The following is a 26,571-nucleotide window of genomic DNA, read 5'->3' on the forward strand; positions in this document are numbered from 1 at the left end:
TAATGATTAATGATGAATCTTTCGTAGATTTACGTAAGTATGACCAATCCTGGTTTGATCGGGGGCGGCCAGGCTGGTATATTTTCTTATGGTGGTTTGTGCAGGCGATCGCTTTTCCCCTGACTCCTCATTCTTGCAATAGTTGGCGTTCTACTATATTACGATTATTTGGCGCGAAAATTGGCAAAAATGTCTTAATTAGACCTACAGCCCGTTTTACCTACCCTTGGAAAGTTACCATTGGCGACTACAGTTGGATTGGTGATGATGTAGTCTTCTACAGTCTCGATGAAATTCGCATCGGTGAACACTGCGTAATTTCACATAAAAGTTACCTTTGTACTGGTACTCATGATATTCAAGATCCTGCCTTTGGGTTGAAAACAGGAAGTATTATCATTGGTAATGGGGTGTGGGTAGCAGCAGATTGTTTTGTGAGTACAGGAGTAAAAATTGGTTCTAACGCCGTGATTGGCGCTCGTAGTAGTGTTTTTACTGATATGCCACCAGGACAGGTGTGTTGGGGAAGTCCTTGTTCTCCTCAATATGCTAGGCTGAAAAATTAGCAAATAGCAAAAATTAAACAATTAAACATCTTGATTGCTCGCCGGTTCATTATTCTTATCTATATTGATTTACGCCGGGCGCAATGCAGCTATACTAACCTTTGGGGAGCTTCTTTGTGTGATCATATCTGTTTTGCTGCTTCACAATCTCAAAGCTACTTCATTAATAGCTCAACTAATTTTTGAGTTATGGGGAAACCTGTTTGTTTCTCAAAGTGCAAAAACATGGGACTAGGATTGGCTTCCAGAAAAATATATTCTCCATTTGGTTTTAAACGCCAATCGATGGCTGTCCATTCTAGCATCAATATCTGAGCAATCTTTAAACATTGTTGCTCAACAGCAGCAGGTAACTTTACTGGTATTAACTCAGATTGAGTATCTTCCCGAAAATCTAATTGCCTAGAGCGAATTTCCGCACTATAGATGGAATGGCCAATTACATAACTACGAATATTAGTACCTGGAATATATTCCTGTATTGTCACTGGAGAAATCCTCAAGACTAAATCTAATCGTTTTGAGTCTAAATGTTCTGGGGTCAATTTTTTAGTATGTGCGCCTCCATAAACAGGCTTAAAAATAGCTTGATCTAGATAATTAGTAAATTCAATAATTTGGTCTTTATCATTACTAATTAGTGTCTTGGGAATTGTCACTCCTATATTTTTTACCATATTTAATTGTAAAGGTTTCTCTTTATGAAGTTGATAAGCTTGCCAGGAATTTACCCACCGAGCCGGACAAGCTTGCATGAGAGAACGCAGAGCGCCCATTGAATCATTAGTAGCAACTATCTGTTGATGTTGATCTGGCAAAGATGGCACAGCTACCCCAAAAAAAGTGCGCCAATAGACACTGTGTATATCTGTAATTTCTAATGAATGTCCTGAAGGTAAAATCAAACACCCTGTTGGTGTTCCTGGCTGCCAAGATAATTTCAAATGTTGCGGAAAAAGTGATGTATCTAAATAATTTGCTGTTGCACCTGCTGCTGTAATCGCCTGCTTAATAGCAACTGCATGAACATCTTGAGAATTGCCTAAAATTAAAATATTCATGGGTCGATAAAATTTTTTGATAATTATTTACAACAAAATTAGATCACTGTCATAAGAAGATGTGTGAAAATTATTCAGCCAAAATACAGTATTTTACAAGTCAATAAACTACACATTTTCATCTGATAAATCTTGTGCATTGGATACTTGAACAAATAAAGTCCGCCTGGGCGGACTAAGAGGATGTTTTAAAAGTTTTGGGCGAATATAATTCGCTACTACACAGGCCAAGTCCACCTGCGTGGACTGATGAAAAATCAAGGTTTGTAACCCGCGCAGGCGGGTTTAGTTTGTGTAGCCGCGACTTCTAGTCGCCAGGGCTAGTAATAATCGATACTTTACAAACATCCTCTAAGAACAAATAAACTCAGCTGCTTCGCCGAAAGCTAGCTAATTTTGGTAGTTGACTTGAGTTTTCTAAATAATCAACCTATCGTATCGCCACCTTCTTCACCTACAGCTAAGGTAGTCACGTCGCCACCTTCTTCACCTACAGCTAAGGTAGTCGCTTGGCCACCGCCACCGTTTCCACCTATAGTGAAGGGAGGTATCTGAAATGATGATGCAGGTATCTGAAATGATGATGGACTTGGGTTAGGGAAGCCGCCACCGTTTGCACCTAGATCAAATGTGAAGGTAAAGGTAAGTCCACCTGTAATTTCAGCAGCTTCTTTATCGGTCACTTCTTGAAACTCTAAATTCAGGGATTGTAGTTCTGTAATTTCTAAATCAAAAGGATGCTTCATTTTTTTATTCTCCTGTGAACATAAATATCGAAGGAAGAAAAAACCCAACTATCTGAAGATCATTAAATACCAAGGCTAAAACTCTCAGCTTCTAAAAACATCGGTTCTATTTGGTTTTGCTCATCTTCAACAATTAAGTTTTCTCGGTGTATAATTTTTTATTGTATTCGATTGTTGCACAGAAAAGTTGAAGAGCAATCATAATTTTAAAAAAATACACAGGTTAAGAAGTTCTTGTAAATTCAGGTAAGTTCAGTGTCACGATGTGCTAGGAAAAAAATAACAATGCAATGCCGATGATGGCAATTATGACACCAGCTATGGCTCGCCAACTGACTTTTTCCCCCATGCAGATAGCAATCGGAATCACAAACAGGGGGCTAGTCTGTAACAAGGTGGAAGCAATTCCCGCGGCCGTGAATTTAATTGCTGTTTGTTGTAGCCAAATCCCCAAATAAGTCCCACAAAAAGCGGCAAAGCAAGTAGCAAAAATCACTCGCATAGATTGTCTGTAGGGAGATGGTAATGCTTGCGCCTGATGCTTGGGTAAGCACATCCACGCCAAGAGTATCAATTCGGCTGCACCCAAGCGCAATAATGCCGCCCAGAGAGATGTCATGCTGCCAGTAGTAAATGCTACGCGAGAGATAACTGTACCGATGGCATTGGCGATCGCCGCTAATAAGCCCAAGCCGATACCTCGCCATAGGTGCGCGGGGGAATCGTCGCTGCTACCAGGAACTCGTTCTGTGACTACCCAAGCCACTCCTAAAATTGTGATGAAAATTCCACACCAAGCCCAGATATTTAAAGTTTCCTGAAGCCAAATCATCGCGGCGATCGCAGTTATGGGAGGCGCAAGAGTACCCAGAAGTAAAACACGACGTGCGCCTAAGTAATTAATCGCCCCTAGAAAAGCCGTATCACCCCAGCTAATACCGATCACCCCGCTCAAGCACAGTAGCAAAATAGACTGGGGGGCGGAGGTGGGTAAGGATTCCCCTGTGAGCAAAATGGTGAAAATTAGCAGGGCGATGGCCACTATTCCCTTCAGAAAATTCAGTCGTAGCGGCGGAATATGCTGCCCCACAATACCATATACCACCGAGGCGATCGCCCACAAACCAGCAGCCGCTAAAGCCGCTAATTCACCTGTGGCATTTGTTAAAGAATTATTAAAAATATCATTTACCCTTTAAATATTGCTCAAAACTCTTTAATAATACAATAAATACCTGAATATATTCTAGCACTCTAATAGGGAGAGTGCTAATTTCACTAAACACAAATGAATCTATGTTATAGCCAAATCAATTACTTTTTGAGCTAGTCTCAAATGCTGTTTGGCTACAGTTCGTCAGCCGAATCTTGATGATCCACACAACTCATGAATCCTTGGGAGGACTGGAATGAAATACACTTTTGACATTGTAGGCGTATCTCCTACTTGGCAATTTTTCAACCATCAACAACAGACCATCAACCAACCAAGTGGAGGTGCGGTAGAATATCTCAGCACCCACAAATGTACATTAGATGCTGTATTAGAATCTATAGAACCCTTACCAGTTAAATGGGGTTGGAATACTGAACAAGTCCGAGAGACTGTAGTGAAGTTTTGGTTAAACAACGCCGAAAGTATTCGTTATTGGAAAGTCCGTTTAATTGATGCTGGTAATGAGAATATACTCGTGGCGCGGCTGGCAGATATGACTTCATTGCAAGCCGAATTTGAGTCTTTATTCAGTAAATAAAGAAGCGGTTACTGCCCGATTTCTCTCATATTATTCATGACTTGCTGATATAAATCATTGCTATTTTGTTCTTGAAAAATGGTTGCGGCTCTTTCCAAATCTTGAAGCGCGCCTTCTCTGTCTCCCTGAGCCGCACGAGCATTTCCTCGGTTATTGTAGGCGGGGCCAAAAGTGGAATTGAGGCGAATGGCTTGATTGTAATCGGCGATCGCCTCCTGTCTATCTCCTTGAGCCGCGCGAGCATTGCCACGATTATTGTAAGCAATGGCATAGCGAGAATCGAGGCTAATGGCTTGGTTATAGTCATCTAGCGCCCCGTTATTGTCTTTTTGGGCGGCGCGAGCATTTCCGCGATTATTGTAGGCTTCAGCGTAGCGAGGCGCGAGGCGAATGGCTTGGTTATAGTCAGCGATCGCCCGTTGGTTCTCTCCTAGAGAAGACAGAGCATTTCCGCGATTATTGTAGGCTTCGGCATCGTCAGGAGCAAGATTAATCGCTTGATTGTAATCAGCGATCGCCCTTTGCTTGTCTCCAGCATCAAAGTAAGCTAGTCCCCGGCTCTTATAGGCGGTCGCATAATTTGGATCGACATCAATCACTTTAGTATAAGTAGCGATCGCTCCTTGCAAATCACCTTGAAAGTGCTGATTCTTCCCCTGAACATAGAGATTACCTGCTGGGGATGTTTGCGCTATCCGACTGCTAGGAGGACTAACACCTATTTCTGTTACCAAGACATCTTGGTTTTGACTACAAGAAAAGCTGGTAATTGCACTCAATGCGGTAACTACAGCTATCGTCAATCTTCTTTTAACTTTCTCCTGCTCTTGCTCAAATATCCGCAGTTTCATAAGTTACCCTAAACCGTCATTACACCTGGATTACAATTAGCACTAAATTTAGTTCATGCACTAACACAAAATTGGTTTTAACTCCATTATTTTGTGATTTTACGCCTAATTTGTTTATTTCTTTGTTTGTTTCAATTCTTACGCCTCTTATCACTTTTTTAGGCTATAAGAGTTTATTAACCACAGATGAACACAGATGACTTTGTACTTCACTACTTCCGGAAAGTCTATACCTCCTATCTCTTAATTTCAATTATATTTGCCAGTTCTTAATTCAGTATTCTACATAGGTATGTTTTACCTGGATAATTTCTATGTTTGTTATGTGAATTATATTTTAGGCAACTATATGGGATTTTTATGTTTTTCCTTATACTTTATGCACAATTCGCTTGAGAAATCAAAATTTAATATTATTTAAACTTCCTGCTCAACATTCACTCAATCTAAATAGTCAATTTGACTATTTCGCAGCTTCACTCCTGCGTATCTTCATTTTCTTGATTCTTGGTAGACAGTCGCCAAGATGTCGTTGTGTCAATATCTACAGCTAATTTCTCCAAATTATCACCTAAATCTTTTTGCATTTTCTGAGTCAATGTAATGGGGAAATCTAAACTCACATCTTGGTTTTGTAGCAGTTTAACTAATTCTGTCAATGGCACTTTTACAGTTTGACGCTCATAACTAATTAACTTACAAACAGAAGTTTCCATGACATTTTGAGCCTGCATCGCTTTTTTAAAGCGTTCTTGTAAATGCTCAAATTCTGACTTTAATAACTGCCAATTTTCTGACAATTCTGAATATCTGGCATCCAGAGCGGTTAAATCTTCTGTTTTGGGGTCTGGGTTACTTGCTACTTGTAATTCTAATAACTGCAAATGTACTTGAGCCAGATAAATACAATCTAAATAAGCATATTCTATCTGCCCTTCAGTTAAAGGTCTTCTCCCCCAATCACTACTTTGTTCCTGTTTATCAATATAATTAAATCTGCACAGTGCAGTAGCTAAAGTTTTCAGTTGATAATTAGGTAATGGTAAAATATAGTAGGGTATTTTCTGAGCTATTTCTAAAGTACAAGTGATATTTTTCGCTCTCTTCTTACCCAGAAACTTTAAATCATAATTGGCATTGTGAAATACCTTCTCAATCTCAGGATTAATCATGATTTGCTCAATAAACTCACCCACCACATCAGGCTGATTCAGCACATCTAAAAGGTTGACGCGATCGCCACTCATATCTGTAGGATCATCTAATACCTGAATCAGTGACAGTCGAGGATTACGAGATTTATAATCAGCCACTTCTGTATCAATCCACAAAGTCTTGGCATTGGTATATTCAGCGACTTTGGCACGAATATTACTAGCAGAATTTAAGTATGGCATGAGCGAATATTTCCTGATAGTTGAGTAAGATAAAGTTAATCACGGTTTTCCAAATTAACATTTTGCATATCCACGCTGATACCTTGAGCGGTTGATATACGCATGAAAACAGATTATCTCATCTTAGGTAGTGGCTTGTCAGCATTGGTATTTGGCTCACTGATGGCAAAATCTGGCCATAAAGTTCAAATATTGGAAGCGCATGAACATCCGGGGGGATTTGGCCACACCTTCACGATGGCAAAAAAATATAAATTCAACGCCCAATTACATTATGTTTGGGATTGTGGCGAAGGACATACAGTGAATCGTGTCTTGAAAAAACTCAACTTGGATCAAGATGTCACCTTTACTCGATATGATCCTAACGGTTTTGATCATATGAGAATGCCTGGTTACTCATTAAATATTCCCTCCGAACCCGCAGAGTTAATTCGGCGACTATCTGAACTTTTTCCCCAAAATGCTGAACAAATACGTAAATTTGTCTGGGAAGTGCAAAAAACCAGTCAAGGAATCAAGAAATTATCACCGCCAATGATTCCGGCGGAAATATTCGCACATTTCGGTGAAGTATCCAGTGCTGTAATGTATCTCAACAGTACGCTGCAAGATGTGTTCGACAAATTCAAATTACCGCCAGCAGCGCAAACCCTCTTAGCATTGCAATGGCCTGATTTTTTATTACCTCCAAATCAAGTTTCTTTTTACGCTTGGGTAATTTTATTTACCGGATATCAACAAGGCGCATTCTACCCCGAACAGCACTTTGATCATGTCATCAATTCATTAGTCAAGGTAATTGAAGATAACGGCGGCGAAATTCTGCTAAATCAGGAAGTAACTGATTTTCAAGTTATTAACAAAACTGTCACTAAAGTTAAGGCGATTAATAGAATCACCCATCAAAGCCGTGAATTCACTGGCGAAAACATTATCTGTAATATAGATCCTCAAAAAGCTGCCCAGATGATTGGAGTAGAAAAGTTTTCCAGAAAAGTCCGCCAGAAGCTTAATTATGAATATTCCCCTTCAAATTTCATGGCTTACTGCGTTGTCAAAGATATTGATTTGCGTGACTACGGATTTGGAAAATGGAATGTCTTTCATACCAGTCATCAAGACTTGAATGAAGCATTTTATCAGATGTATGAAAAAAATGATTTTTCTCAGCCTAGTTTTGCCATTACTACACCTTCTTTAATGACAGAGCAGCCAGACAGTCCAGAAGGATGCCAAATCATCGAGTTTTTGACAGTTGCTAATTATGATTATTTTAAACAGCTTAAAGATACCGATGTCAAGGCTTATAGACAGAAAAAAGCCGAAATTTTAGATGCCATTTTAGATGTTGTCGAAAAGCATTATATTCCGAATATTAGAAATCATCTTGACTTTAAAATCACTGGAAGTCCTACCACTAATGAAAGATATTGTTGGTGTCCTAAAGGAAATTCCTATGGTTCAAATCTCACACCTGGCAATATGGGTATTGGTAGACTCAATTACCAAACATCTTTAAAAAATCTCTACTTTTGTAACGCCTCATCTGGCTATCCAGGATTTGCGCCAACATTTTGGACGGGAGCAAGTTTATATCAAAAATTATCAGGTGATGTAATTTTACCAAAAGGCTAACAGTCAGATTAAAGATAGATCCCCGACTTCTTGGAGAAGTCGGGGATCTGAGCCTCGTCATTTTTTAAAATCATCCCATTAGTTTAGTAATGAGATATGAAAATAGCAATTATTGGAGGCGGAGCTAGCGGTATGGTGACAGCATACCTGCTCAATAAAAATGGTCATGAAGTCACAGTTTTAGAAAAACAACCGATTTTAGGTGGACATATTCGGACATTAAATAAAAACGTTCAACCCAATCAATTAAACTGTGATCAGACTTTAGAATGTGGTGTACTGGAATTTCCTCTTGTATTTCACAACTTTATCAAACTAATGCAAGAGTTAGAAGTAGAGTTAGAAGCCGTTGATATTGGTTCAGCCTTATTTTTGCAAGATGGTCGCCGTTTCCTGTCAGCATTGCTCATCCGCAAAAATTGCACAGGAATACAAAGTTTAATTGAATTGTTTAAACTCAATACTCTTTATGCGGGGGCTGCTAAGTTATGGAGAAAAACCCATTTTATCCCCAAAGAAAATCTTTTTAATCAGCCAATTTCGCAATATTTGCCCAATCAGTGTATCCGAAATGATTGGCTAAAACTATTAGCAATGTACAGCTATTCTATGCCCTTTGAGTTAATTGATAATTGTCCGGTAGAATTGGTAATTCCTACACTGCGAGACTATATATTTGTCAAGTGGGTGAGGATAAAAGGCGGAGTGTATTCCTATATTGAAAAAATCTTAGCACGCTTTCAGGGAAATATTTGGCTCAACGTAAAAGTTTCAGGAATTAGCAGACAAAATAATGCAGTTCAAATTAATTTATCTGATGGGGTGACGCATCTTTTCGACAAAGTAGTTTTAGCAACCCCACCTGATCAGGTAATGCAATTATTATCAGACCCCACAAATGCAGAAATTAAAAGATTTTCAGCCTGGCAAAAAAACCAAGCCAAAACAGTTATACATACCGACACTTCAATATATAATAGACAGGGCATCAAACAACCAGGGGAATTTGATTTTTTCCAAACAGAACAAGGATGGGGATATAACGCTTACCTCAACCAGTTGTGCGGAATAACATCACCTCCTGAATACAACTTAGCCTTTAACCTAGATAATCTCATCGCCGAAGATAAAATTCTGCACATACAGTCACACCACACCCCCCTATACACAGTAGAATCATTCAAATACAGAAACGAAATTATCAGCAACAACGGTGAAAACAACACCTACCATGCGGGAGCGTACCTTGCAGACGGATTACATGAAGGAGCCATCATATCTGCAATACGAGTTGCTCAATTAATTCGTAATTCGTAATTCGTAATTCGTAATTAAAGATTCCAACTCTTACTCTCTGCGCCTCTGCGTCTCTGCGTGAGGCAAATTACTTTAACACTCACCCATTCGGCAGATTATTATTTGAGGTACTAACAAGTAATATATAGCCATCCTATTTGATTTATGAATTTATCGAACCGCCAAGTCGCCTTCGCGTAGCGTCTCCCCTTCTCCCAAAGGGAGAGGCTAGCGCCAAGGGAGAAGGTCGCCAAGTGAAGAAGTAAAGAGATTCAGAAATGATTTAGGACTACGATAGTTACCAAGGTGTGGTGCAAGGGGACGCGGTTTATTAGAGGTTTTTAATGAACAGTCCTTCCTTTGTTAGTGCTTCTAGCCTCACGTTAGAACAGCAAACTGATTACAGTAGTGTCAAAACTCTACCCGAAATTTGGTCAATAGCAGCTCAACGCTTTAGTAATGTTGTAGCCGTACACGACCCCCACGCCAAGCCAGATGTAAGTATGACTTACATTGAGTTGTGGGAGCAAATTCAACAGTTTGCGGCTGGTTTACAGTCCTTGGGTGTATCACTAAGGGCAAAGGTTGGTTTATTTTCGGAAAATAATCTGCGTTGGTTAATTGCTGACCAAGGTATTATGGTAGCTGGCGCTGTGGATGCTGTGCGTAGTTCTCAAGCCTCTCAAGATGAACTAATATATATTCTCCGTAATAGTGAAGCTACTGCTTTGGTAGTAGAAAATCAAGCTACTCTGAATAAGCTAGTTGAGCAGATACATGATTTGCCAATTAAATTAGCCATTGTACTTTCAGATGAGGAAGTGGAGACACATCCGGGGTTGAAGGTGTTAAATTTTTCCCAGATTATGGAAATTGGGAGTAATCAAACTTTTTCACCAGTTGAGCAAACCCGCGAGAGTTTAGCAACTTTGGTTTACACTTCTGGAACTACTGGTCAGCCGAAAGCAACGATGCTCAGTCACGGAAATTTGTTGCATCAAGTTAGTAGTTTAGCAGTAGTTGTGCAGTTAGAAGCAGGCGATCGCGTCTTAAGTATTCTTCCTACTTGGCATATTTATGAACGGGTGATTGAATATTTTGCTTTTTCCCAAGGTTGCACTCTGATTTATACAAATCTGCGTCATTTTAAGCAGGATCTCAAAGTCCAAAAACCGCAGTATTTTGTTTCTGTACCTCGGTTATTAGAATCTATTCATGATGAGGTACACAAACAGTTTCGCCAAGAATCTGCCCAAAAACGGCGTTTAATTAATTATATGCTGGCCATGAGCGATCGCTATATTCGAGCTAGGCGAATTGTGCATAGATTAAGTTTAGAACAACAAAACCCTTCTATGTGGCAACGCCAAAGAGCTAGAACCCAAACAGCCATACTTTGGCCTATCCATGCACTGGCTGATAGATTAATTTACAAAAAAGTTCGTGAACAAATAGGTGCAGAATTAAAACAGACTATTTGTGGTGGTGGAAGTCTCAGCCCCAGCTTAGAAACATTCTATGAAATTATTGGTATAGAAGTGCTGGTAGGCTATGGATTAACGGAAACAGCCGCAGCTTTGACAACCAGGCGACCTGAACATAATTTGCGGGGGTCAGCCGGTATACCAATTCCGGGAACGGAAATTTGGATTGTTGACCCAAAAACGCGCAAAACTCTACCCCAAGGAGAAAAAGGTTTAGTTTTAGCACGGGGACCTCAGATTATGCAGGGTTACTATCACAACCCAGAAGCCACAAACAAGGCCATTAATCCCAAAGGCTGGTTTAATACGGAAGATTTAGGTTTTCTGACCGCACAGCAGGATTTAGTGTTGACAGGGCGAGAAAAAGATACGATTGTTTTAAGTAATGGAGAGAATGTAGAGCCAGAACCGATTGAAAATGCGTGTCTGCGTAGTGATTATATAGATCAAATTGTCGTAGTTGGTCAAGACAGGCGATCGCTTGGAGCCTTAATTGTTCCCAATTGGGATAACCTTGAGGAATGGGCAGAAAATCAGGGTTTGCAACTTAACTTAGATAGCCAACCTGTTCAGAATTTATTTCGCCAAGAACTAGATAGAGAAGTTCGTAACAGGCCTGGATATAGTTCCAATGACCGCATTGTTCCCTTCCGCTTAATTTCTGAGCCGTTTTCACAAGAAAATGGAATGTTGACTCAAACTCTCAAAATTAAGCGCCATGTTGTCACAGAACGTTACAGCGATTTAATTAACGAAATGTTTGCCTAACTTGAAATTGAATACAAATTTCAAAAAAAAACTTAGCAAATTCAAAAACCTCTCTTTCCCTCATGACTCTGTGTTCTCTGTGCCTGGAGTGGTTCGTTTTTAAAATTCGCTAATACCGCAACTTAACTAAAGAATGTACGGAAAAACTCAAAAATCATCTCAAATGTGCTTTGAAAAATCTTTGAACAAGCCGACGGCACGATCAGCAGTCGGCATGACAATTTTGTAACTCATTCCCCACAGTTAAATCCGTGGTTTTCCTGTTGTTGATTCTGTAATATTTTGGGATTCCATCTATTTGATTGCGGCGCTATGAGGGGGAACAGAAACTACTTTTTTGGCTAAACCTAGAGTTTGCAAGAGTTTAATACTCCACCAAGTCATATCAATTTCCCACCAAGACAATCCAGATTTCGCCATGTGGGGATAAGTGTGATGGTTATTGTGCCAACCTTCTCCGTAAGTGACTAGAGATACCCACCAAAGATTACGTGCGCCATCGTCAGCATCAAAGGTACGATAACCCCAAAGGTGTGATGCGGAGTTAACAAACCAAGTGGAATGCCACAATAAAACTGATCTCAAAAATGTACCGTAAATCACAAAAGACCAACCCCCTAAGACATACAGCAGTAAGGCCAAGGGAATTTGCAGGAGGAGAAAATAGCGATCTAGCCAGCGATAGTAAGGTTGTCGTGCTAGATCAGGCGCATATTTTTGATAAACTTGATAATCAAAAAATTCAGAACGTGGGTAAAAAATCCACAGCATATGACTCCACCAAAATCCTCGCTGGGCGGAGTATGGGTCTAGATTGACATCTTCTGTATGGGCGTGATGCTGGCGGTGTCCACCAACCCAAAAAATCGGACCTCCTTGTAAAGCCAGCGCTCCAATTGTGGCGATCGCATATTCTAACCACTTAGGAACTTGAAAACTCTTATGGCTCAACAGTCGATGATATCCTAGACAAATACCGATACTTCCGAATAACCAATGGAGAAACACCAGCAAACCTAGTGCTGGCCAAGAGAAAAACCAAGGAGCTAGGAGAGCTAAGGCATGAAATGCAGCAAAAAATGCCACGTTCACCCACCTAATACTTGGTGGATTTCCTATCTCAGGAGTGAACGCCAGAAACTTCGCAGTCATAAAAATTCCTGTTGATGGATAATGAAGCGATTTGCTATTTCTTGGCGTAACTCCAGTAGGATTCTGCCCACTCTGCATAGCAGTTAGTTACAGTAAAGAAAAGCAAGTATCACTTACATTTGTTATGCTAACAGACCTGTAACTTTCATGCAAGTACCACTTGCATTATTCCTTATGACAGATCAACCCATTTCAGCACGTCAACGTCTGATTCAATCCGCACTGGAATTATTTACAGCCCAGGGAGTTAGCGCCACTACAACCCGCCAAATCGCTGAAAAAGCAGAAGTCAACGAAGTCACGTTATTCCGAAATTTTGGGAACAAGCATGGGCTGTTATTGTCTGTGCTGGAAGAATCCGCAGCTTTTAAGAATTTAGGGGAGTCCCTGGTGCAAAGGGCTACTCCTCCTGGTGACATCTACCAAGCACTCAAAGATTATGCAAGTGACAGCTTATATGCCTTGGAACGGATACCGGAGTTAGTTCGCTCTGTGGTGGGTGAAGCTAACCAGTACCCGATGGAAAATCGCCGCGCTTTAGGACGTGGGTTAACTGAAGCAAATCGCTATGTAGCGGAATATTTAGCCACTGTCATCCAGCAAGGAGATTTAAATACCTATCTCCCCGCACAAAAATTAGCTAGTTTGCTGAATGTGATGATTCTGGGGTATGCGGTAATTGAATTCACCAGTGAATTTAATGAATTGTGGGTGGATCGGGATGATTTTTTGGAGAATTTAGTGGAGTTATTTTTACACGGTGCGATGTCATCTTCAGGAACATCAGCAATAGTTCTGGGAAAGGTGCAGGAAGTAGCTGATTTACCTGTGGGTTTAGTTCACCAAATTTTGCAACAAGCTCGAAAGTTGGGAACACAAGATTATGCTTTGGCTTATGTGTTATTTGGTGCTGGTTTATCTGCGAGAGAAATTGTCAGTTTGCAGCAAAACCACCAAATCTGTGATGCTTCTGGACACTTCCTCCAAATTACCACCCCAGAATTTTGCCGCCAAGTCCCTGTTAATCAGTGGATTCTGGGTAAACGCTATGGTTCCTACAGCAACAATCCTTTAATTAAATGGCTCAAAAGTCGTAAAGATCATCAATCTGCGATGTTTCTCAACCAAATTGGTGAAGCTATGACAGAATCAGATTTATTGCAACATTGGCAAACGTGGACAGAAGGATTGTTAACGCCTCAAGGACAACCGCCAGCGATCGCCCAAACCCAACATACTTGGTGTGTAGAAATGTTAATGCGGGGGATGAGTTGGGAAAATCTGACTATTCTTACAGGATGCGATCGCACCCAATTACAATCCTACGCCAAAAGAGCCAAAGAAAAAGCCGCCCTAGAGCAAGCAACTCGTTTAGATCATAAACCGACATAGTGTCACCGCCTACTGATGAATCTATCTATTAGCTGATACTTTGGGAATTTTTATTCCCCACCTGTTAAGTTGACAACATTATCACTTTAGCTATAAATATCTATAATAAATTTATCAAATCCCATGCAACAAAGTCATTTATTTTGATATAATCATTCAATTTATTCATCTTTGCATAAACTCGACAATTCATATTGATAAGATTATCACCAACATTGAATAGTAAACCTGTTGCATATGGGTTGCACTTGCATATTAATCAGTTTATTCTCTGTAAATAAATAATGTAACTCTATAGTATTGATTTAGCAAAATTGAAATATGTACAACAGTCAACAAAATCCCATAATCACCTCATATTTTCATTTGCTATTAAACTCACAGAGTTCCAGTGCAATTTAATACTATAAAACTTTGGTGTATAAAGCATTCCACATAATTGGACTCATATAAAAATATCAGAACTTGCTGACATGAAATTATCGAAGCTAGATCCACTGATCCCCCTCAAGGAATTAAGCCAAAAACTCATGAAATTGCCACAGGATTATTCGATTCATGAAGATGAATTGATCGAATTTCTCTCCCGAAGAAGATGGCCTGATAGCAATCGGCGCATTGATCGGACAACCTTTTGGCGGTGGAGGAACGACAACAAAATTGAACAACAGAAAGTATTCAGCAGATTAGACATTTTAAAACTCTGTCAAATTTGCGACCACTACCGATTAGATGGAACACGTAATCAATACTTGGAGATAGTCAACCAACAAAAAGAGCAAGTCCTAAGTTGACAATTTAATAGACAAAACTATACTTATATTGACAAAAATCAATATATATTTTAGGAAAAAATCAACTACTTGATATATAATACGGTGATATCAAGTATTGAATTGAGACTATTGCCGACGCGAAAACCAAGCAATGATGGTGGTAGTCTTTTTCAGAAACTTAATTGGAACACAATCGCGTCTGGCTAAGGCGTGAAAGTCTACTGAGGGATAACTGCTCCCATGCTCCCGTTGAAGTAGAAAGTAAAGTCTAGTTTTGTCTAGGTTTTATATAGCAGTTGTCCATTAAAAAGTAAATATCTCTAAAAAACTTGAATTACCTCATAAATTGATCGTAATTTGTCAAAATCTCCCCTCTCCTTAGTAAGGAGAGGGGCTGGGGGTGAGGTTCTTCCTTGGCTTCTTCTCCCAAAGGGAGAGGCTAGCGCCAAGGCGGTTCCTTGATTAAAATAAAGCTTTAATATTTATTTATCATGGTGTTTCCCCAACGCATTAACCCTGCTCCCGGACAAGAATCAGTATGGGATTACCCCCGTCCCCCTCGCTTAGAAGACACAAGCAAACATATTCAAATCATCTTTAATGGAGTCACAATTGCTGACACCCATAACGCCAAGCGGGTTTTAGAAACCAGTCATCCACCGGGTTACTACATCCCCCCTGCGGACATCAAAATGGAACACCTAGTACGGATGCCAAAATCTAGTTTTTGTGAATGGAAAGGCTCTGCTGGTTACTACACCATCCGCGTGGGTGATAAAGAAGCCCAGAATGCAGCTTGGTTCTATCCCGACCCCACACCAACATTTGCATCTATTAAAGATTATGTAGCATTTTATGCCCATCTCATGGACGCGTGCTACATCGATGGCGAAAAAGTCCAACCGCAACCAGGTAACTTTTACGGTGGTTGGATTACCAATGATATTGTCGGACCCTTCAAAGGTAGTCCTGGCACTTGGGGATGGTAAATTAATACAGTAGAGACGTTCCATGCAACGTCTCTACAACGGTTATGTCAGACGCATATTTTATTTCGGTCAATATCTAGTACTTTTAAGTATTTGTAATCAGCACTTTAGTCAAATCCTGACTACTTTTTTCTATCCCTTCATTTCTGCATCTGTCTATTCATAAAAATTAACTATTCACAGCTAAATATTGTTCTGCTTGTAATTTAAGTTTATCTCCCTCTAATAGCACTTGGTCAATGTCATCTTTAACATCCATATAAGGTTGTCTTAAGCTGATTTTCTCTGACTGAATAGCCCTCCTTGTGCTTTGTCGTATTTGACCAGCAAACTTGCGTTGACCAAACAAATCTAGTCCTAATGAGATAATACTGTCAGGAGTAGTTTGTGTAGCCTGTTGGTTAATTTCTTTAATAGCCAAATTAACCTCCTTTTTAATAGCTCGTAATTGTTTTTGAATTAAGTTGATATTTTTTATTTGTAACTTAACTGATTTAGGATGATCTAGGGTTAAAATCATTTGTTGTCTCAGGTGATAAATTTGCAATTGAGTTTCTTGTAAGTTCATAGCTACTCCCCCTTAAAAATCAATCTTCATTTCTCTTGTGCTGATATCCCAACTACGAAATTAGTGACTATTTCTGAAAAAATAGTTGCATATTTTCTTTACCTACAAGGAAACAGTGTAATTGTTTTATCTCCACTTCCAGCAGCTAAAATCTGACCATTAGGACTAAAAGCCACAGACAAAACCTTATTTTCGTGACCTTTTAAAGTACCGACAAATACTAAATCTTTTGCTTGATTATCTGATACAGGTGTAGCGGGAAGTGCTTGAATCAATCCCTTAGTCTCTTGAGAATTAGATATTGGTAACGGTTTGAATAACGCATCAAATAAACCATCTAAAATCTGTTAAACCATTTAAAATCTGTTAACTTATCTAAAGTGGCTAATCGCTCGTTGATTCTATCAACGACCTGATTAAATTGCGAACTTTCCGCAGCTTGATTTTGTTGAATTTTCTCTAATTCCTGAAATTTTTCCCCAAGAGTTTGATGCAAATGCTGTATTGATTGCTCAATTTTTTCTAACCGGGGTTGAAAAACCTGAATCTGTTGATTAACTTGGGAAAACTCTCTGTCTTGATGTTGTTTGATTTTGCTGAATTCCGCCAATTGCTGCTGATTACTTTCACTGCAACTTTGTCCCCCAATACTTTCATGCAAATGCTGTAGTGATTGGTCAATTTCTTCTTAACCGGGATTGAAAAACCTGAATTTGTTGATTAGCTTGGAAAAACTCTCTATCTTGATGTTGTTGGATTTTGCTGAATTCCGCCAATTGCTGCTGATTGCTTTCACTGCAACTTTTGACCGATTTATCAATTTCCTCAACTCGCAAATTCAGGGAGTGAAATTGTTGCTCAAATTGTGATAAATCAGTTTGCTTATGCTGTAATTTTAATAATATTTCCTCTTGATTCTGAATAGTGTTGCTCAAATTTATGATAGAATCATCCAACTGATTTAAGCGATTATTAACTGTTTGAATTTTTTGATTAACTTCGTCAAAGACGGTACTTAGTTTTTGGATTGACATCTCAATTTTTTGGTCAATCACTTGAGTTAACTGTTGTCTCCAAGCTTCAATTTGTTGCAAACGCTGATTAGATGTATCCATAGTTTCCTCAAGATTTTGTAAAGTTGCTTGTAGTTGGGAAATCTGTTGTTGAGACTGGAAAGAATTCAACTGGGGACGATTAGCTAAATTTAACGCCAAACTTAAAATCAGAGGAACAGCGACATAAATCACCTGCTGAGTCACTGCGCCTGCGATCGCTCCTAATATTGATAAACTCAACAATACATACTCGCTAATTTGTAGCCATTGACGGTTAATCATGTAATTAATGATTCTAATCTTATTGTAATTATATATACTTTGACCCGATTCAACAACCTGGTTAAAACGCCTATATTTAACTGTTGACTCACCCTACTCACTATGAACTATGCGCGTGTGCTAAATTAATCACATTAACTTGCTGCTACCAGACTATGAACTATCCAGACTTTTCCCCACAAGGTTATCAGGTCATTAGCGAACTGGGACGGAATCGGGAAGGGGGAAGAATTGCGTGGTTAGCGACAGACTTGAAGACAAGTCAACAGGTGGTAGTCAAGCAGTTCTGTTTTGCTCAAATTGGTTCTGACTGGTCAGCTTATAAAGAACATGAGCGAGAAATTCAAGTGCTACAGGGACTCAATCACCCAGGGATTCCCAAATATTTGGGTGCATTTGAAACAACCGATGGCTTTTGTTTAATCCAAGAATACAAAAACGCCCCAAATTTAGCAGTTTCGCGCAGTTTTGACCCGGAAGAAATCAAACAAATAGCTGTTAAAGCCTTAGAAATTTTAGTTTATTTACAAAATCGGATTCCTCCGGTCATCCATCGAGATATTAAACCAGAAAATATCTTAGTGGATGAGCAAATTAATGTTTATCTGATTGACTTTGGGATGAGTCGCATTGGTAGCCAGGAACTAGCTGCTAGTAGTGTATTTAATGGTACTCCTGGTTTTATTCCCCCAGAGCAAATGCGTAAGCCCACGGTAGGGTCTGACCTTTATGGTTTGGGTGCAACGCTGATTTGTCTACTGACTGGGACAAAATCAACGCAAATGCAAAATTTGACTAATGACTTTGACCCTTATGTGATTAATTTTCGTCATTTATTACCTCGGTTAAACCTGCGCTTTCTCAACTGGTTGGAGTTGATGGTGAAACCTCGACTCAATGAACGTTTTGCTGATGCACAAACAGCTTTAGAGGCGTTGAAACCTCTTGATTTAGTGCGTGTACCAGAAGTTGAGTTGAGTCCATCAGTGTTGGAGTTTGCAGCAACTAACTTAGGTGAAAAGCTGAAACAATCTATTAAGGTTGTTAACACCATGTCTGATACTGTCTTAGAGGGTAAATGGGAAGTCGCACCCCATCCCCAAGACCCACCACATACCCCAAATTTTCACCCTTGGATTTTTATAGACTCTGCTCAGTTTAGGAGCTCTGAAGAACGTCTCATCAAGCCATGAGCATTTACTTTACAGTAATTCCACAAATTCCTCAGCCGATTTTCTCAACTAACTTGATACATTCTGATCCTAATATAATAATCCTAAATCAGTTACGAACCCAAAGATACCCAAAGATCCCCGACTTCTTGAAGAAGTCGGGGATCTGAGCCTCTCGGTGGAAAGCAAATCAGATAGGATTGCTATATAGTAGTTAGCTTACTCAGACCAGCACGACTTAAATTGTATCATCGGGAATAGGTTCACCCCGGTCTTGCAGAACTTCAACATAGAGAGAAATCGAGCTACAAAACATACAATTAGAAATTGTATGTGATTATTATTGCAGTATATGTAAACCATGAACTATGCCACCCTCAGCATCAAATCTACTTTGGATAATAGAATAAAATGTACTATCTCCTTTTTCAAAGTATCTGAAAATAGCGTAAGCAATTATATCCGCAAGTTGAATTAATCTCGAAGCTTTTGAATCCAAAAATAGAGGTACTTCCGAAAAATTTCTGATGACACCCCACTGGTAGCCAATGGTTCTAAAATCAGTTGCTAGAGATTGAATTGTTGTCTCATAAGTGGATTTATCAAAAATAATAATACCTCTTTGTGTATTATCATTTTTATGAAGTCTGATGAGATATCTATCAAATCTACTAGCTAGTTGTTCAAATGCTACTTCTACAGGATCTTTTGGAGAAACTACAGCTTTTTTAATGACACTTGCAAATAACCTATTACTAGGATGTGATTCTAGAAAAACTTTTAAGATATCTTGTATAGCTTGATATCTATCACTTTTGGGAAAACTTCTCCAGCTACCTCTACCACTTACCATTGGACTACCATGTAGTTCTACTGACATGGGATCTGCTGGGTTAAATCTAGCTGCAATTTGCTCTAATTGGTCACTAAGGAATGTGGATTTAATAAAATACAGAACCTCACCCCCAACCCCTCTCCTTGCTAAGGAGAGGGGAGACTTGACGCAACTTCTTAGGCGGGGTGAGTTCAAAGACTAAATTTGGATGTTATTTAATTCATATTCCTAATCCAATATCCTTGACGCTCGAATACACAAAAACCTGCTAATACAAAATATTGTTGATTTGGGTCGTGGGTAGTACCTGACTCATCTGCATATAGCAAATACATTTATTTTGTGTATCCTGAGACATTAAAAATCAGTCAAGGAGAGACCTAGCTCTCGCGATCTGAAAAGGTCAGACCTCTTGACTGCTATTTACATTATAGCTCACATTCTGCACTTAAATTTATTGATTTAGTTGAATAATTGTTTTAACTGTGTTGCAGCGATTGGGCGACTTCGTAAGAAATGGCATATAATAATCGTTATCATTATATGCTGACTACTTTTTTATTGAGCAGCTTTTGGGGTAAATATTAAGTAAGTTCCTCCCAACCCTTCCACAATTGTGCGGGTATTAGCAACCATCAGCTTTTGATAGGTATCGGCTTCGCTTCCTGGTTCACTCAGTCCATTAGTATATAGTGGTCTTCTTGATACTCTCACGTTTGCTTCTGTAGCCACATTTTGCATCAATTCGGGGTTAATTGTGGTATCTGCAAAAATTGTGGGTACTTGCGCTTTCTGAATAGTTCGCGCCCAATTTTTGACTTGTGTATCTGTGATATTTCCTCCACTACTGACACCGTTTAACCCGACTACTAAAGGAATTTTGTAGGCTGTGGCATAATAATTTAATATATTACTGGTTGTGACTAATTTTCGTTGATTATCCGGAATAGTATCTATTCTTGATTTTATCCAACTATCGAGTTGAGTTAGTTGATTTTTAATTGCTGTGGTATTACTACTATATAATGTAGCGTTATCAGGTTGTAATTTTTGTAAATTGTTACTAATTACCTCTACCATTTTGATAGTGTTTTGAGGATTGTGCCAAATATGAGGGTTAGGTAAATTTTGACCAGATACCTGAAATTGCTGTGGTTGAGTCACCGCAAGTTGATTTACAGCTATTTTGGGGGCAGAATTTTGACTTTCGGCAACTATTTCACTCAATTCTGGTTTGAAATTATAACCACTATACAGAATTAGATTGGCTTGTGCGATCGCTTCTGGGTCTCCCGGTCTGGGTTGATAAAGGTAGGAGTCGTTACCAGGAGAACCCAAGCAAATCAGGTTAATTGTATTTTCGGCTACCTGTCTAGTTAAGTCACAAATTACGGTGGTAGTTGCGACAACGCGGGGAAGAGTCTCATCTATTCTAGTGGTTGTTTGAGTGAAGGAAGTGCTTGCTGCTTGATTTCCACAGCCAAAAAATGTAATTGTGAAGACGGCTAAGGTAGCTCGTAAGGAATTATTTGATAGTAATTTTTTTAGCATCATTAACTTATCAGTGATGTATGAAAATGCTGAAGATTTTAAAATAGTAGATGTGCTGATTATGTTGGTTATTACTCATACAAATGAATCTAAAGCAATTGTAGCCTTAACTGGAAAAAGTTTGGATACACTATGAACAAAAATATCCCCAACTTTTTGAGAAAATCGGGGAAATTATTCTAATGATATTAGTTGAACAATTTATGTCTCTTAACTGTTAACTGATAACTGATAACTGATAACTGTTAACTGGTAATTTCCCTTGCAAGATTTCAAATTTAGATTGAAAACAAGTGGCGCAATTGCAACCAAGCTGATCCATAATTGGATTAGATGCTTTTGTGGAATGAAGTGTTGCTAATTCACTAATGGGTTGGGTAGATGCTACAGAAATCATTTGTGTAGCAGATTGAGGATTAAGACTAGATGCTTGTGCTGGATTTGCTACCAATAGTATAGAGGTAAGAAATACAGGACAGGCAAGCAAAATCATTTTGGCTATGTTCATAATTCACAGATAAATACTATTTCTGATACAGCATAGCCAATTAATTGACTACCTTCAACCTAAGTAGGTCGGCGTAAATAAAGTTAACTAGCTACGGTGGTCATTGGTCATTTGTCATTGGTCATTAGTAAGGGTTTGGGTCTTGTTTACGAGTCGTAACATAGTTTGATTTATTCGGTGCTTACCTACTTACATGATTTGGTACTTTTAACTACGTCCGAATCCTTGACCTCGTAACACCTTAGACCAAATTAGTAATTCGCCTTTGTCACCACCTGCGGCGAGGAATTTACCTTGAGAATGCCAAGCTAGGCTGGAAAATCCGCCGGAAACTCCTGTCAGCACTTGGGTTACTTGTTTAGCTTTGTTCCACAAACACAACCAGCCATCACTAGCGGCGGAAGCGAGAAGGAAACTGTTAGGCGCAAAGGCGATCGCCGTGATAATATCAACGTGATTAGTTAAAACTCGTGCTTCCCAACCCAAGGTTTCATCTTCTAGCTTTTCCCAAACTACGATACCTTCAACGCTGGAAGATGCCAAAATCGGCGCACCCAGTTTGGTGGTAGCTTCTGACCATGCTAATTGCCGGATTTTACCAGGAAAGCCACGCATCACCCAAGGGTCGGGATTGTTCCATTCTAAAACGGCGATACTGCGATCCATGTTACCAGAAGCGAGGAATTTGCCATCAGGAGACCAAGCCATTGCTATACTGACACTAGGCATATCTAAAAGATACGGTTCTTGATCCCAGTTTTGGCTGTCCCAAATCTTCACTCCCTGATAGCCACCAATGGCTAGGTATTGTCCATCACTACGCCAATCAATACCTAATACTGAGGAGTTATCAAAGTTGAGTGTAACAACAACTTCGCTAGTATCAGCATCCCATACTTGGACGTAACGCCCTAAACTAAATGCTAGTTGGTTACTGGTAGGACTCCACGCTAGTTTATCTACCCATGCGGGGGCGTTTTCCAGCGTAGCAATTAATTGAGTATCTTGCCAAATTTTTACCTGTCCATTTTGTCCACCAATGGCTAAAAATTTGCCATCTGGGGAAAAAGCTACGCAGTCTACTGATGTCCCGTTACCAGTTTGTAGGGTGGTGAGGTTGCCATCATTCCACAGTACCACTTCACCAGCTGCGGAAGTGGCTCCGAGAATTTTACCATGAGGCGACCAGGCGATCGCAGTCACATAATCTGAAAGCGTCGTTGAAAAGTGTTCTTCAAATTCCTTAGTTTTGCTAGCTGTGGGATTCATAAGTCAAAGGGAATGGGGAATGGGGAGTGGGGAGTGGGGAGTGGGGAAATTTACCTTACAGATTTAGTTAATCGCGTCTCTAGCTACTTCATACGAAACAAGCCAGAAAATCTTGCTTTAATTGGGCTTCATCAAGATTGCGACCAATGAAAACTAATTCATTTTTCCGATTTTCATTTGCTTTCCAAGGGCGATCAGGTTTACCATCCAATATCATGTGAACACCTTGGAACACATAGCGGTTATCTTCCCCAGCAATATTTAAAATCCCTTTCATGCGGAAAATATCTTGTCCTTGGGTCTGCAATAATTCCGAAAGCCAAGCGTTGAGTTTTTTTCCGTCTAGTTCGCCACTTTCTACGAAAGCTATAGAATAAACTTTTTCATCGTGTTGGTGAGCATCTTCACCTAAGAAATCCGGGTCAATTTCCAAGGCGCGGGCTAAGTCAAAGGCTTTCACACCCAATAACGCATCCATTCCTAGTTGCGCGTTTTCGGTAGGGTAAATTTTAGCGATCGCATTCATCCCCCGAATCCGCTTTTCTAATTCCTCCAACTGTTCTGGCGTTACCAAATCAGTTTTATTCAGAAGAATTACATCAGCAAAAGCAATCTGTTCTTGTGCTTCGTCTGCATCCCAATGTTGCCAAATATGCTTCGCATCCACAACAGTTACTACTGCATCTAAAGACAGTAGGCTTTGCATATCTTCATCGACAAAAAATGTTTGAATTACTGGGGCTGGGTCGGCTAAACCAGTAGTTTCAATTACTAAATGATCGAACTTATCTCGCCGCTTCATTAAGTTACCCACAATGCGAATTAAGTCACCGCGCACTGTACAGCAAATGCAGCCATTATTCATCTCAAAAATTTCTTCGTCTGCATCAATAATCAATTGATTATCAATACCGACTTCCCCAAATTCATTCACAATTACAGCAACTTTTTTGCCGTGTTCGTAGGTGAGGATATGGTTTAGTAAAGTGGTTTTACCTGCACCCAGGTAGCCTGTGAGTACGGTTACAGGGACGGTATTCGTGATTTCTTCAGTCAACATGGTCTCAATGCCTTTTTCTCAAAGTTTAGATAATCATTACCACCCATAATAATTCTTTTTATTTGTTTGTGGTGAATTTACTGTCATTGGTTTTGAGGAGGTAATTCCAGTGCTTCATCAAAAGTCAGTTTTGACTGACGCATCTGCAATAAGTCGTAAATATTAAGGGCGTTGAGTTAGGAGTGACAGCAATTTTTTACAATTCTTTAATTGATTATCAGATTTTAGTCATAATGATTATCGTTTTTATTATGTGGTGTTGTTGAAAGAATGAGCGACCACAGATGCACACAGATGTAGACGCGTTAGCGGCTTGCCGTAGGCTACACAGATGAATATGGAGTTTATGCGGATAGTAAAAAGTCTTGTACTTGTGTGAATACAAGTTCTGGGTATTCTTCGTGTAGTCCCAGGGAACCGGGAACTATGACGCTTCTGACTCCGGGTAATGCGGCTAAGGCGTTCATTTCTTGTCTCGATTTGGGGGGACTTGACTCGCCAATTACTACCATTAGGGGTATGGACAAGGATTGCACAAGTGTGAGAAAATCAGTTTGCTCTCTTACAGCATCAAGATTACCTGTGACAAAGGCGGCAGATGCAAATCTGGCTCCTGGTTTTTGCGTGGTTTGCCATTTTTTCTCAATGAAGCTGGGTGTCAGTTTAGCGTCATCTGTAAATACGTGACGGCGATACATCAATGTTAAGAAGGATCGTGTGGTGTTGAGTTTGTACAGGGCTTGTCCTATTATAGGCGATCGCACTAAACCCTTGACAAAATTCGCTATCTGTGTATTAGCTCCCATCGTTGGTAAGGGACCGCGCCAAGTGGGTGCTATTAACAAAATTCGTGTGAACACATCAGGCTGTTTGACAGCGAGTTTTAAGACGTAAGTAGAAGCATGACCAGCAGCGACTACAGTAATGGGAGTATTGAAGACTGTTTTGACAAAATCTTCGAGAAATTGCTGATATATTTCTGGTCGATAATTTAAACTCGGACGCGAAGATTGTCCAAACCCCGGCCAGTCTTTGCATTTAATCTCATAAAATTGTAGTTGTCCGTAGTCAAACGTAGCTATACCCGTCACTACAATGAACCTTAGTAATATCTTTCATTGTTGAAAATTCAACTCTAAAACCATTGATAACAATCTCACATCCGTTTTTTGTGGGAGTTTTAACACGACTTACATACTTTCCAGAAGTTATGTTTTTACGATCTTTGTGCAAAGTAGCCTTAACAAAATCTCCTGTAGAAACATGAGTGAATATTTTTTTAGGCTCAGTGCAAGGAAAACCAAATTTATTGATCCTACAGAATCTTCTGCAACTATGCCCCGTGCTTTTTACTGTTAAAATTTTTGTTGTCAGTATTTTGAGAGTTTCAACTTTTCCTACACAAGCAGCATCAATCCAATGAGTTTTAGGCAATCCTAAACGAGTTCTATTAAACTTAGTTAAACCTCCTGAACCTGTTGTTATAGGTAATCCAGTTTCTTTTAACTTATTAAATAAAGCCCATCTCGTTGAATTTACAGCAGACGCATCTTTTAGTGGACGCTTGGCTTGGGATAAAATTTGCTTCAACAACTCAGGCTTTTTTGCTAAAAACTTCTCAATATCTTGAGTACCTTTTTTGATATTGCATTTCTCACAAGCTAGACACAAATTAGAAATTCTATTAGTTCCTCCTTTGGCTTTTGGTTTAATATGCTCAACTTGTAAAGGGACATTTTCCGCAGTACAGTATGCACATTTTCTATTCCATTTATTCAAAAGATATTCACGGACTTCATACCCTTGTAACTCTCCCTGTTGATACTCAAAGCCTGATATCTCCGGGTTTTCTAGCTGCTGTAGGTCAAACCTAGCAAGCTCTTGAACTATGTCAGTTATTGGGGCAAAATTACATAATCTTTTAACCCAAGTGTTAATAGTTAAAACTCTATGGCTTAAAGAAGGTGCTAACCAACCTTGAGGTTTAGTGCGGTTAAGAAATCTAGCTTGACGATAACGAGTATGTCTAGAACGTCTTCCTCGCCTTACTCCTTTTCGAGTTTCTAGGCTTTCTTTAATAGCTAAACCTCTGTGTTGTAATTCCATACCCCAGATGACTTTATTATTTTGAACTAACGCAAAACCTGTAGTTTTACTCCCTGGATCTATTTTTAATTCAATCGGTTGAGTTGGAACTTCAGATTTAGGTTCTTTCAAAATTATGGTAAATGGAAATCTTCTAAATACAGCAGCTTTTTGTTGATTTAATAAAAAACGTGCATCTCCTGGATGAATTGGAGTAAGTGGTTTTTTGTTGGTATCAAGAACTAGAACAAAATTAGACATTTAAATTTCACCTTTTCAGGGTAATGTTTGCTTCAACCTTGTTATCTGAGCTTGT

Annotated in this window: 27 protein-coding genes; 9 read left to right on the top strand and 18 right to left on the bottom strand. The window is 39.4% G+C overall.

Features of this window, described 5'->3' with window-relative positions:
- Positions 1-2: 2 nt before the first annotated feature.
- Positions 3-566, top strand: coding sequence for a hormogonium polysaccharide biosynthesis acetyltransferase HpsU (hpsU, locus tag NSP_RS01435; protein WP_017803739.1), 564 nt, complete (start codon positions 3-5; stop codon positions 564-566).
- 155 nt (positions 567-721) lie between these two features.
- Here the strand turns inward: hpsU and NSP_RS01440 are convergent, their stop codons facing one another.
- From NSP_RS01440 to NSP_RS01450, 3 genes are all read right to left on the bottom strand, one after another.
- The gene (locus NSP_RS01440; protein WP_006199203.1) at positions 722-1,627 is read right to left on the bottom strand and encodes an ATP-grasp domain-containing protein; all 906 of its coding nucleotides are present in this window, start codon (positions 1,625-1,627) and stop codon (positions 722-724) included.
- Between the two features lie 425 nt (positions 1,628-2,052).
- Positions 2,053-2,373 (bottom strand): hypothetical protein, encoded by a 321-nt coding sequence (locus tag NSP_RS01445; protein WP_006199202.1) that lies wholly within the window; start codon positions 2,371-2,373, stop codon positions 2,053-2,055.
- Positions 2,374-2,641: 268 nt separating this feature from the next.
- On the bottom strand, positions 2,642-3,496 hold the full coding sequence (locus NSP_RS01450; protein WP_306424059.1) for a DMT family transporter: 855 nt from the start codon (positions 3,494-3,496) through the stop codon (positions 2,642-2,644).
- A gap of 286 nt (positions 3,497-3,782) precedes the next feature.
- On the opposite strand from NSP_RS01450, the gene NSP_RS01455 reads away from it, so the two are divergent.
- The gene (locus NSP_RS01455) at positions 3,783-4,127 is read left to right on the top strand and encodes a hypothetical protein (RefSeq protein ID WP_006199200.1); all 345 of its coding nucleotides are present in this window, start codon (positions 3,783-3,785) and stop codon (positions 4,125-4,127) included.
- Between the two features lie 8 nt (positions 4,128-4,135).
- On the opposite strand, the gene NSP_RS01460 is transcribed toward NSP_RS01455, so the two are convergent.
- A complete protein-coding gene (locus NSP_RS01460) occupies positions 4,136-4,978 on the bottom strand; it encodes a tetratricopeptide repeat protein (protein ID WP_017803741.1) in 843 nt (280 codons plus the stop codon).
- A gap of 476 nt (positions 4,979-5,454) precedes the next feature.
- On the bottom strand, positions 5,455-6,375 hold the full coding sequence (locus tag NSP_RS01465; protein ID WP_006198279.1) for a ribonuclease D: 921 nt from the start codon (positions 6,373-6,375) through the stop codon (positions 5,455-5,457).
- A gap of 102 nt (positions 6,376-6,477) precedes the next feature.
- Between NSP_RS01465 and NSP_RS01470 the strand changes: the two genes are divergently transcribed.
- The 3 genes from NSP_RS01470 to NSP_RS01480 all read left to right on the top strand — a co-directional run bounded on the left by NSP_RS01470 (position 6,478) and on the right by NSP_RS01480 (position 11,561).
- Positions 6,478-8,013, top strand: coding sequence for a phytoene desaturase family protein (locus tag NSP_RS01470; RefSeq protein ID WP_006198278.1), 1,536 nt, complete (start codon positions 6,478-6,480; stop codon positions 8,011-8,013).
- A gap of 96 nt (positions 8,014-8,109) precedes the next feature.
- Positions 8,110-9,330 (top strand): FAD-dependent oxidoreductase, encoded by a 1,221-nt coding sequence (locus NSP_RS01475; RefSeq protein WP_006198277.1) that lies wholly within the window; start codon positions 8,110-8,112, stop codon positions 9,328-9,330.
- A gap of 323 nt (positions 9,331-9,653) precedes the next feature.
- Positions 9,654-11,561 carry an AMP-dependent synthetase/ligase gene (locus NSP_RS01480; protein ID WP_017803742.1) on the top strand — a complete coding sequence of 636 codons (1,908 nt, stop codon included), beginning with the start codon at positions 9,654-9,656 and terminating at the stop codon, positions 11,559-11,561.
- A gap of 294 nt (positions 11,562-11,855) precedes the next feature.
- Here NSP_RS01480 and NSP_RS01485 read toward each other — a convergent pair whose 3' ends face one another.
- Positions 11,856-12,713: an acyl-CoA desaturase gene (locus NSP_RS01485; RefSeq protein ID WP_017803743.1), complete on the bottom strand. Its 858-nt coding sequence runs from the start codon at positions 12,711-12,713 to the stop codon at positions 11,856-11,858.
- Positions 12,714-12,887: 174 nt separating this feature from the next.
- On the opposite strand from NSP_RS01485, the gene NSP_RS01490 reads away from it, so the two are divergent.
- The 3 genes from NSP_RS01490 to NSP_RS01500 all read left to right on the top strand — a co-directional run bounded on the left by NSP_RS01490 (position 12,888) and on the right by NSP_RS01500 (position 15,870).
- A complete protein-coding gene (locus tag NSP_RS01490; protein ID WP_017803744.1) occupies positions 12,888-14,105 on the top strand; it encodes a TetR/AcrR family transcriptional regulator in 1,218 nt (405 codons plus the stop codon).
- Between the two features lie 473 nt (positions 14,106-14,578).
- A complete protein-coding gene (locus NSP_RS26645) occupies positions 14,579-14,899 on the top strand; it encodes a hypothetical protein (RefSeq protein ID WP_006198272.1) in 321 nt (106 codons plus the stop codon).
- Between the two features lie 473 nt (positions 14,900-15,372).
- The gene (locus tag NSP_RS01500; protein ID WP_006198271.1) at positions 15,373-15,870 is read left to right on the top strand and encodes a DUF427 domain-containing protein; all 498 of its coding nucleotides are present in this window, start codon (positions 15,373-15,375) and stop codon (positions 15,868-15,870) included.
- Between the two features lie 169 nt (positions 15,871-16,039).
- Here the strand turns inward: NSP_RS01500 and NSP_RS01505 are convergent, their stop codons facing one another.
- From NSP_RS01505 to NSP_RS01520, 4 genes are all read right to left on the bottom strand, one after another.
- Positions 16,040-16,438, bottom strand: coding sequence for a hypothetical protein (locus NSP_RS01505; RefSeq protein ID WP_006198270.1), 399 nt, complete (start codon positions 16,436-16,438; stop codon positions 16,040-16,042).
- A gap of 98 nt (positions 16,439-16,536) precedes the next feature.
- Positions 16,537-16,713, bottom strand: coding sequence for a WD40 repeat domain-containing protein (locus NSP_RS23805; protein WP_006198269.1), 177 nt, complete (start codon positions 16,711-16,713; stop codon positions 16,537-16,539).
- A gap of 62 nt (positions 16,714-16,775) precedes the next feature.
- Positions 16,776-17,099 carry a hypothetical protein gene (locus NSP_RS01515; protein ID WP_017803745.1) on the bottom strand — a complete coding sequence of 108 codons (324 nt, stop codon included), beginning with the start codon at positions 17,097-17,099 and terminating at the stop codon, positions 16,776-16,778.
- A 16-nt stretch (positions 17,100-17,115) separates the two neighbouring features.
- Positions 17,116-17,775 (bottom strand): hypothetical protein, encoded by a 660-nt coding sequence (locus NSP_RS01520; RefSeq protein WP_017803746.1) that lies wholly within the window; start codon positions 17,773-17,775, stop codon positions 17,116-17,118.
- Positions 17,776-17,930: 155 nt separating this feature from the next.
- Between NSP_RS01520 and NSP_RS01525 the strand changes: the two genes are divergently transcribed.
- Positions 17,931-18,968, top strand: a complete 1,038-nt coding sequence (locus NSP_RS01525; protein WP_006198267.1) for a serine/threonine protein kinase — start codon at positions 17,931-17,933, stop codon at positions 18,966-18,968.
- Positions 18,969-19,287: 319 nt separating this feature from the next.
- Here NSP_RS01525 and NSP_RS01530 read toward each other — a convergent pair whose 3' ends face one another.
- The 8 genes from NSP_RS01530 to iscB form a co-directional block, all read right to left on the bottom strand.
- Positions 19,288-19,827 (bottom strand): DUF3800 domain-containing protein, encoded by a 540-nt coding sequence (locus NSP_RS01530; protein WP_006198266.1) that lies wholly within the window; start codon positions 19,825-19,827, stop codon positions 19,288-19,290.
- 170 nt (positions 19,828-19,997) lie between these two features.
- The gene (locus tag NSP_RS24970; protein WP_107805992.1) at positions 19,998-20,117 is read right to left on the bottom strand and encodes a DUF3800 domain-containing protein; all 120 of its coding nucleotides are present in this window, start codon (positions 20,115-20,117) and stop codon (positions 19,998-20,000) included.
- A 223-nt stretch (positions 20,118-20,340) separates the two neighbouring features.
- Positions 20,341-21,336, bottom strand: coding sequence for a metal ABC transporter solute-binding protein, Zn/Mn family (locus NSP_RS01535; protein ID WP_006198265.1), 996 nt, complete (start codon positions 21,334-21,336; stop codon positions 20,341-20,343).
- Positions 21,337-21,550: 214 nt separating this feature from the next.
- Positions 21,551-21,841: a hypothetical protein gene (locus NSP_RS01540; protein ID WP_006198263.1), complete on the bottom strand. Its 291-nt coding sequence runs from the start codon at positions 21,839-21,841 to the stop codon at positions 21,551-21,553.
- Between the two features lie 207 nt (positions 21,842-22,048).
- Complete coding sequence (locus tag NSP_RS01545; RefSeq protein WP_017803747.1) at positions 22,049-23,110, bottom strand: WD40 repeat domain-containing protein; 1,062 nt, start codon at positions 23,108-23,110, stop codon at positions 22,049-22,051.
- Between the two features lie 88 nt (positions 23,111-23,198).
- Positions 23,199-24,170 carry a CobW family GTP-binding protein gene (locus tag NSP_RS01550; RefSeq protein WP_006198261.1) on the bottom strand — a complete coding sequence of 324 codons (972 nt, stop codon included), beginning with the start codon at positions 24,168-24,170 and terminating at the stop codon, positions 23,199-23,201.
- 344 nt (positions 24,171-24,514) lie between these two features.
- Positions 24,515-25,261 (bottom strand): alpha/beta fold hydrolase, encoded by a 747-nt coding sequence (locus tag NSP_RS01555; protein ID WP_006198260.1) that lies wholly within the window; start codon positions 25,259-25,261, stop codon positions 24,515-24,517.
- Entirely contained in the window at positions 25,239-26,516 is a 1,278-nt protein-coding gene (iscB, locus tag NSP_RS01560; RefSeq protein WP_006194169.1) for an RNA-guided endonuclease IscB, read from the bottom strand. Before iscB ends, NSP_RS01555 begins: the two co-directional genes overlap by 23 nt.
- Positions 26,517-26,571 lie beyond the last annotated feature (55 nt).

This window comes from Nodularia spumigena CCY9414, from assembly GCF_000340565.2.
Classification (GTDB): domain Bacteria; phylum Cyanobacteriota; class Cyanobacteriia; order Cyanobacteriales; family Nostocaceae; genus Nodularia; species Nodularia spumigena.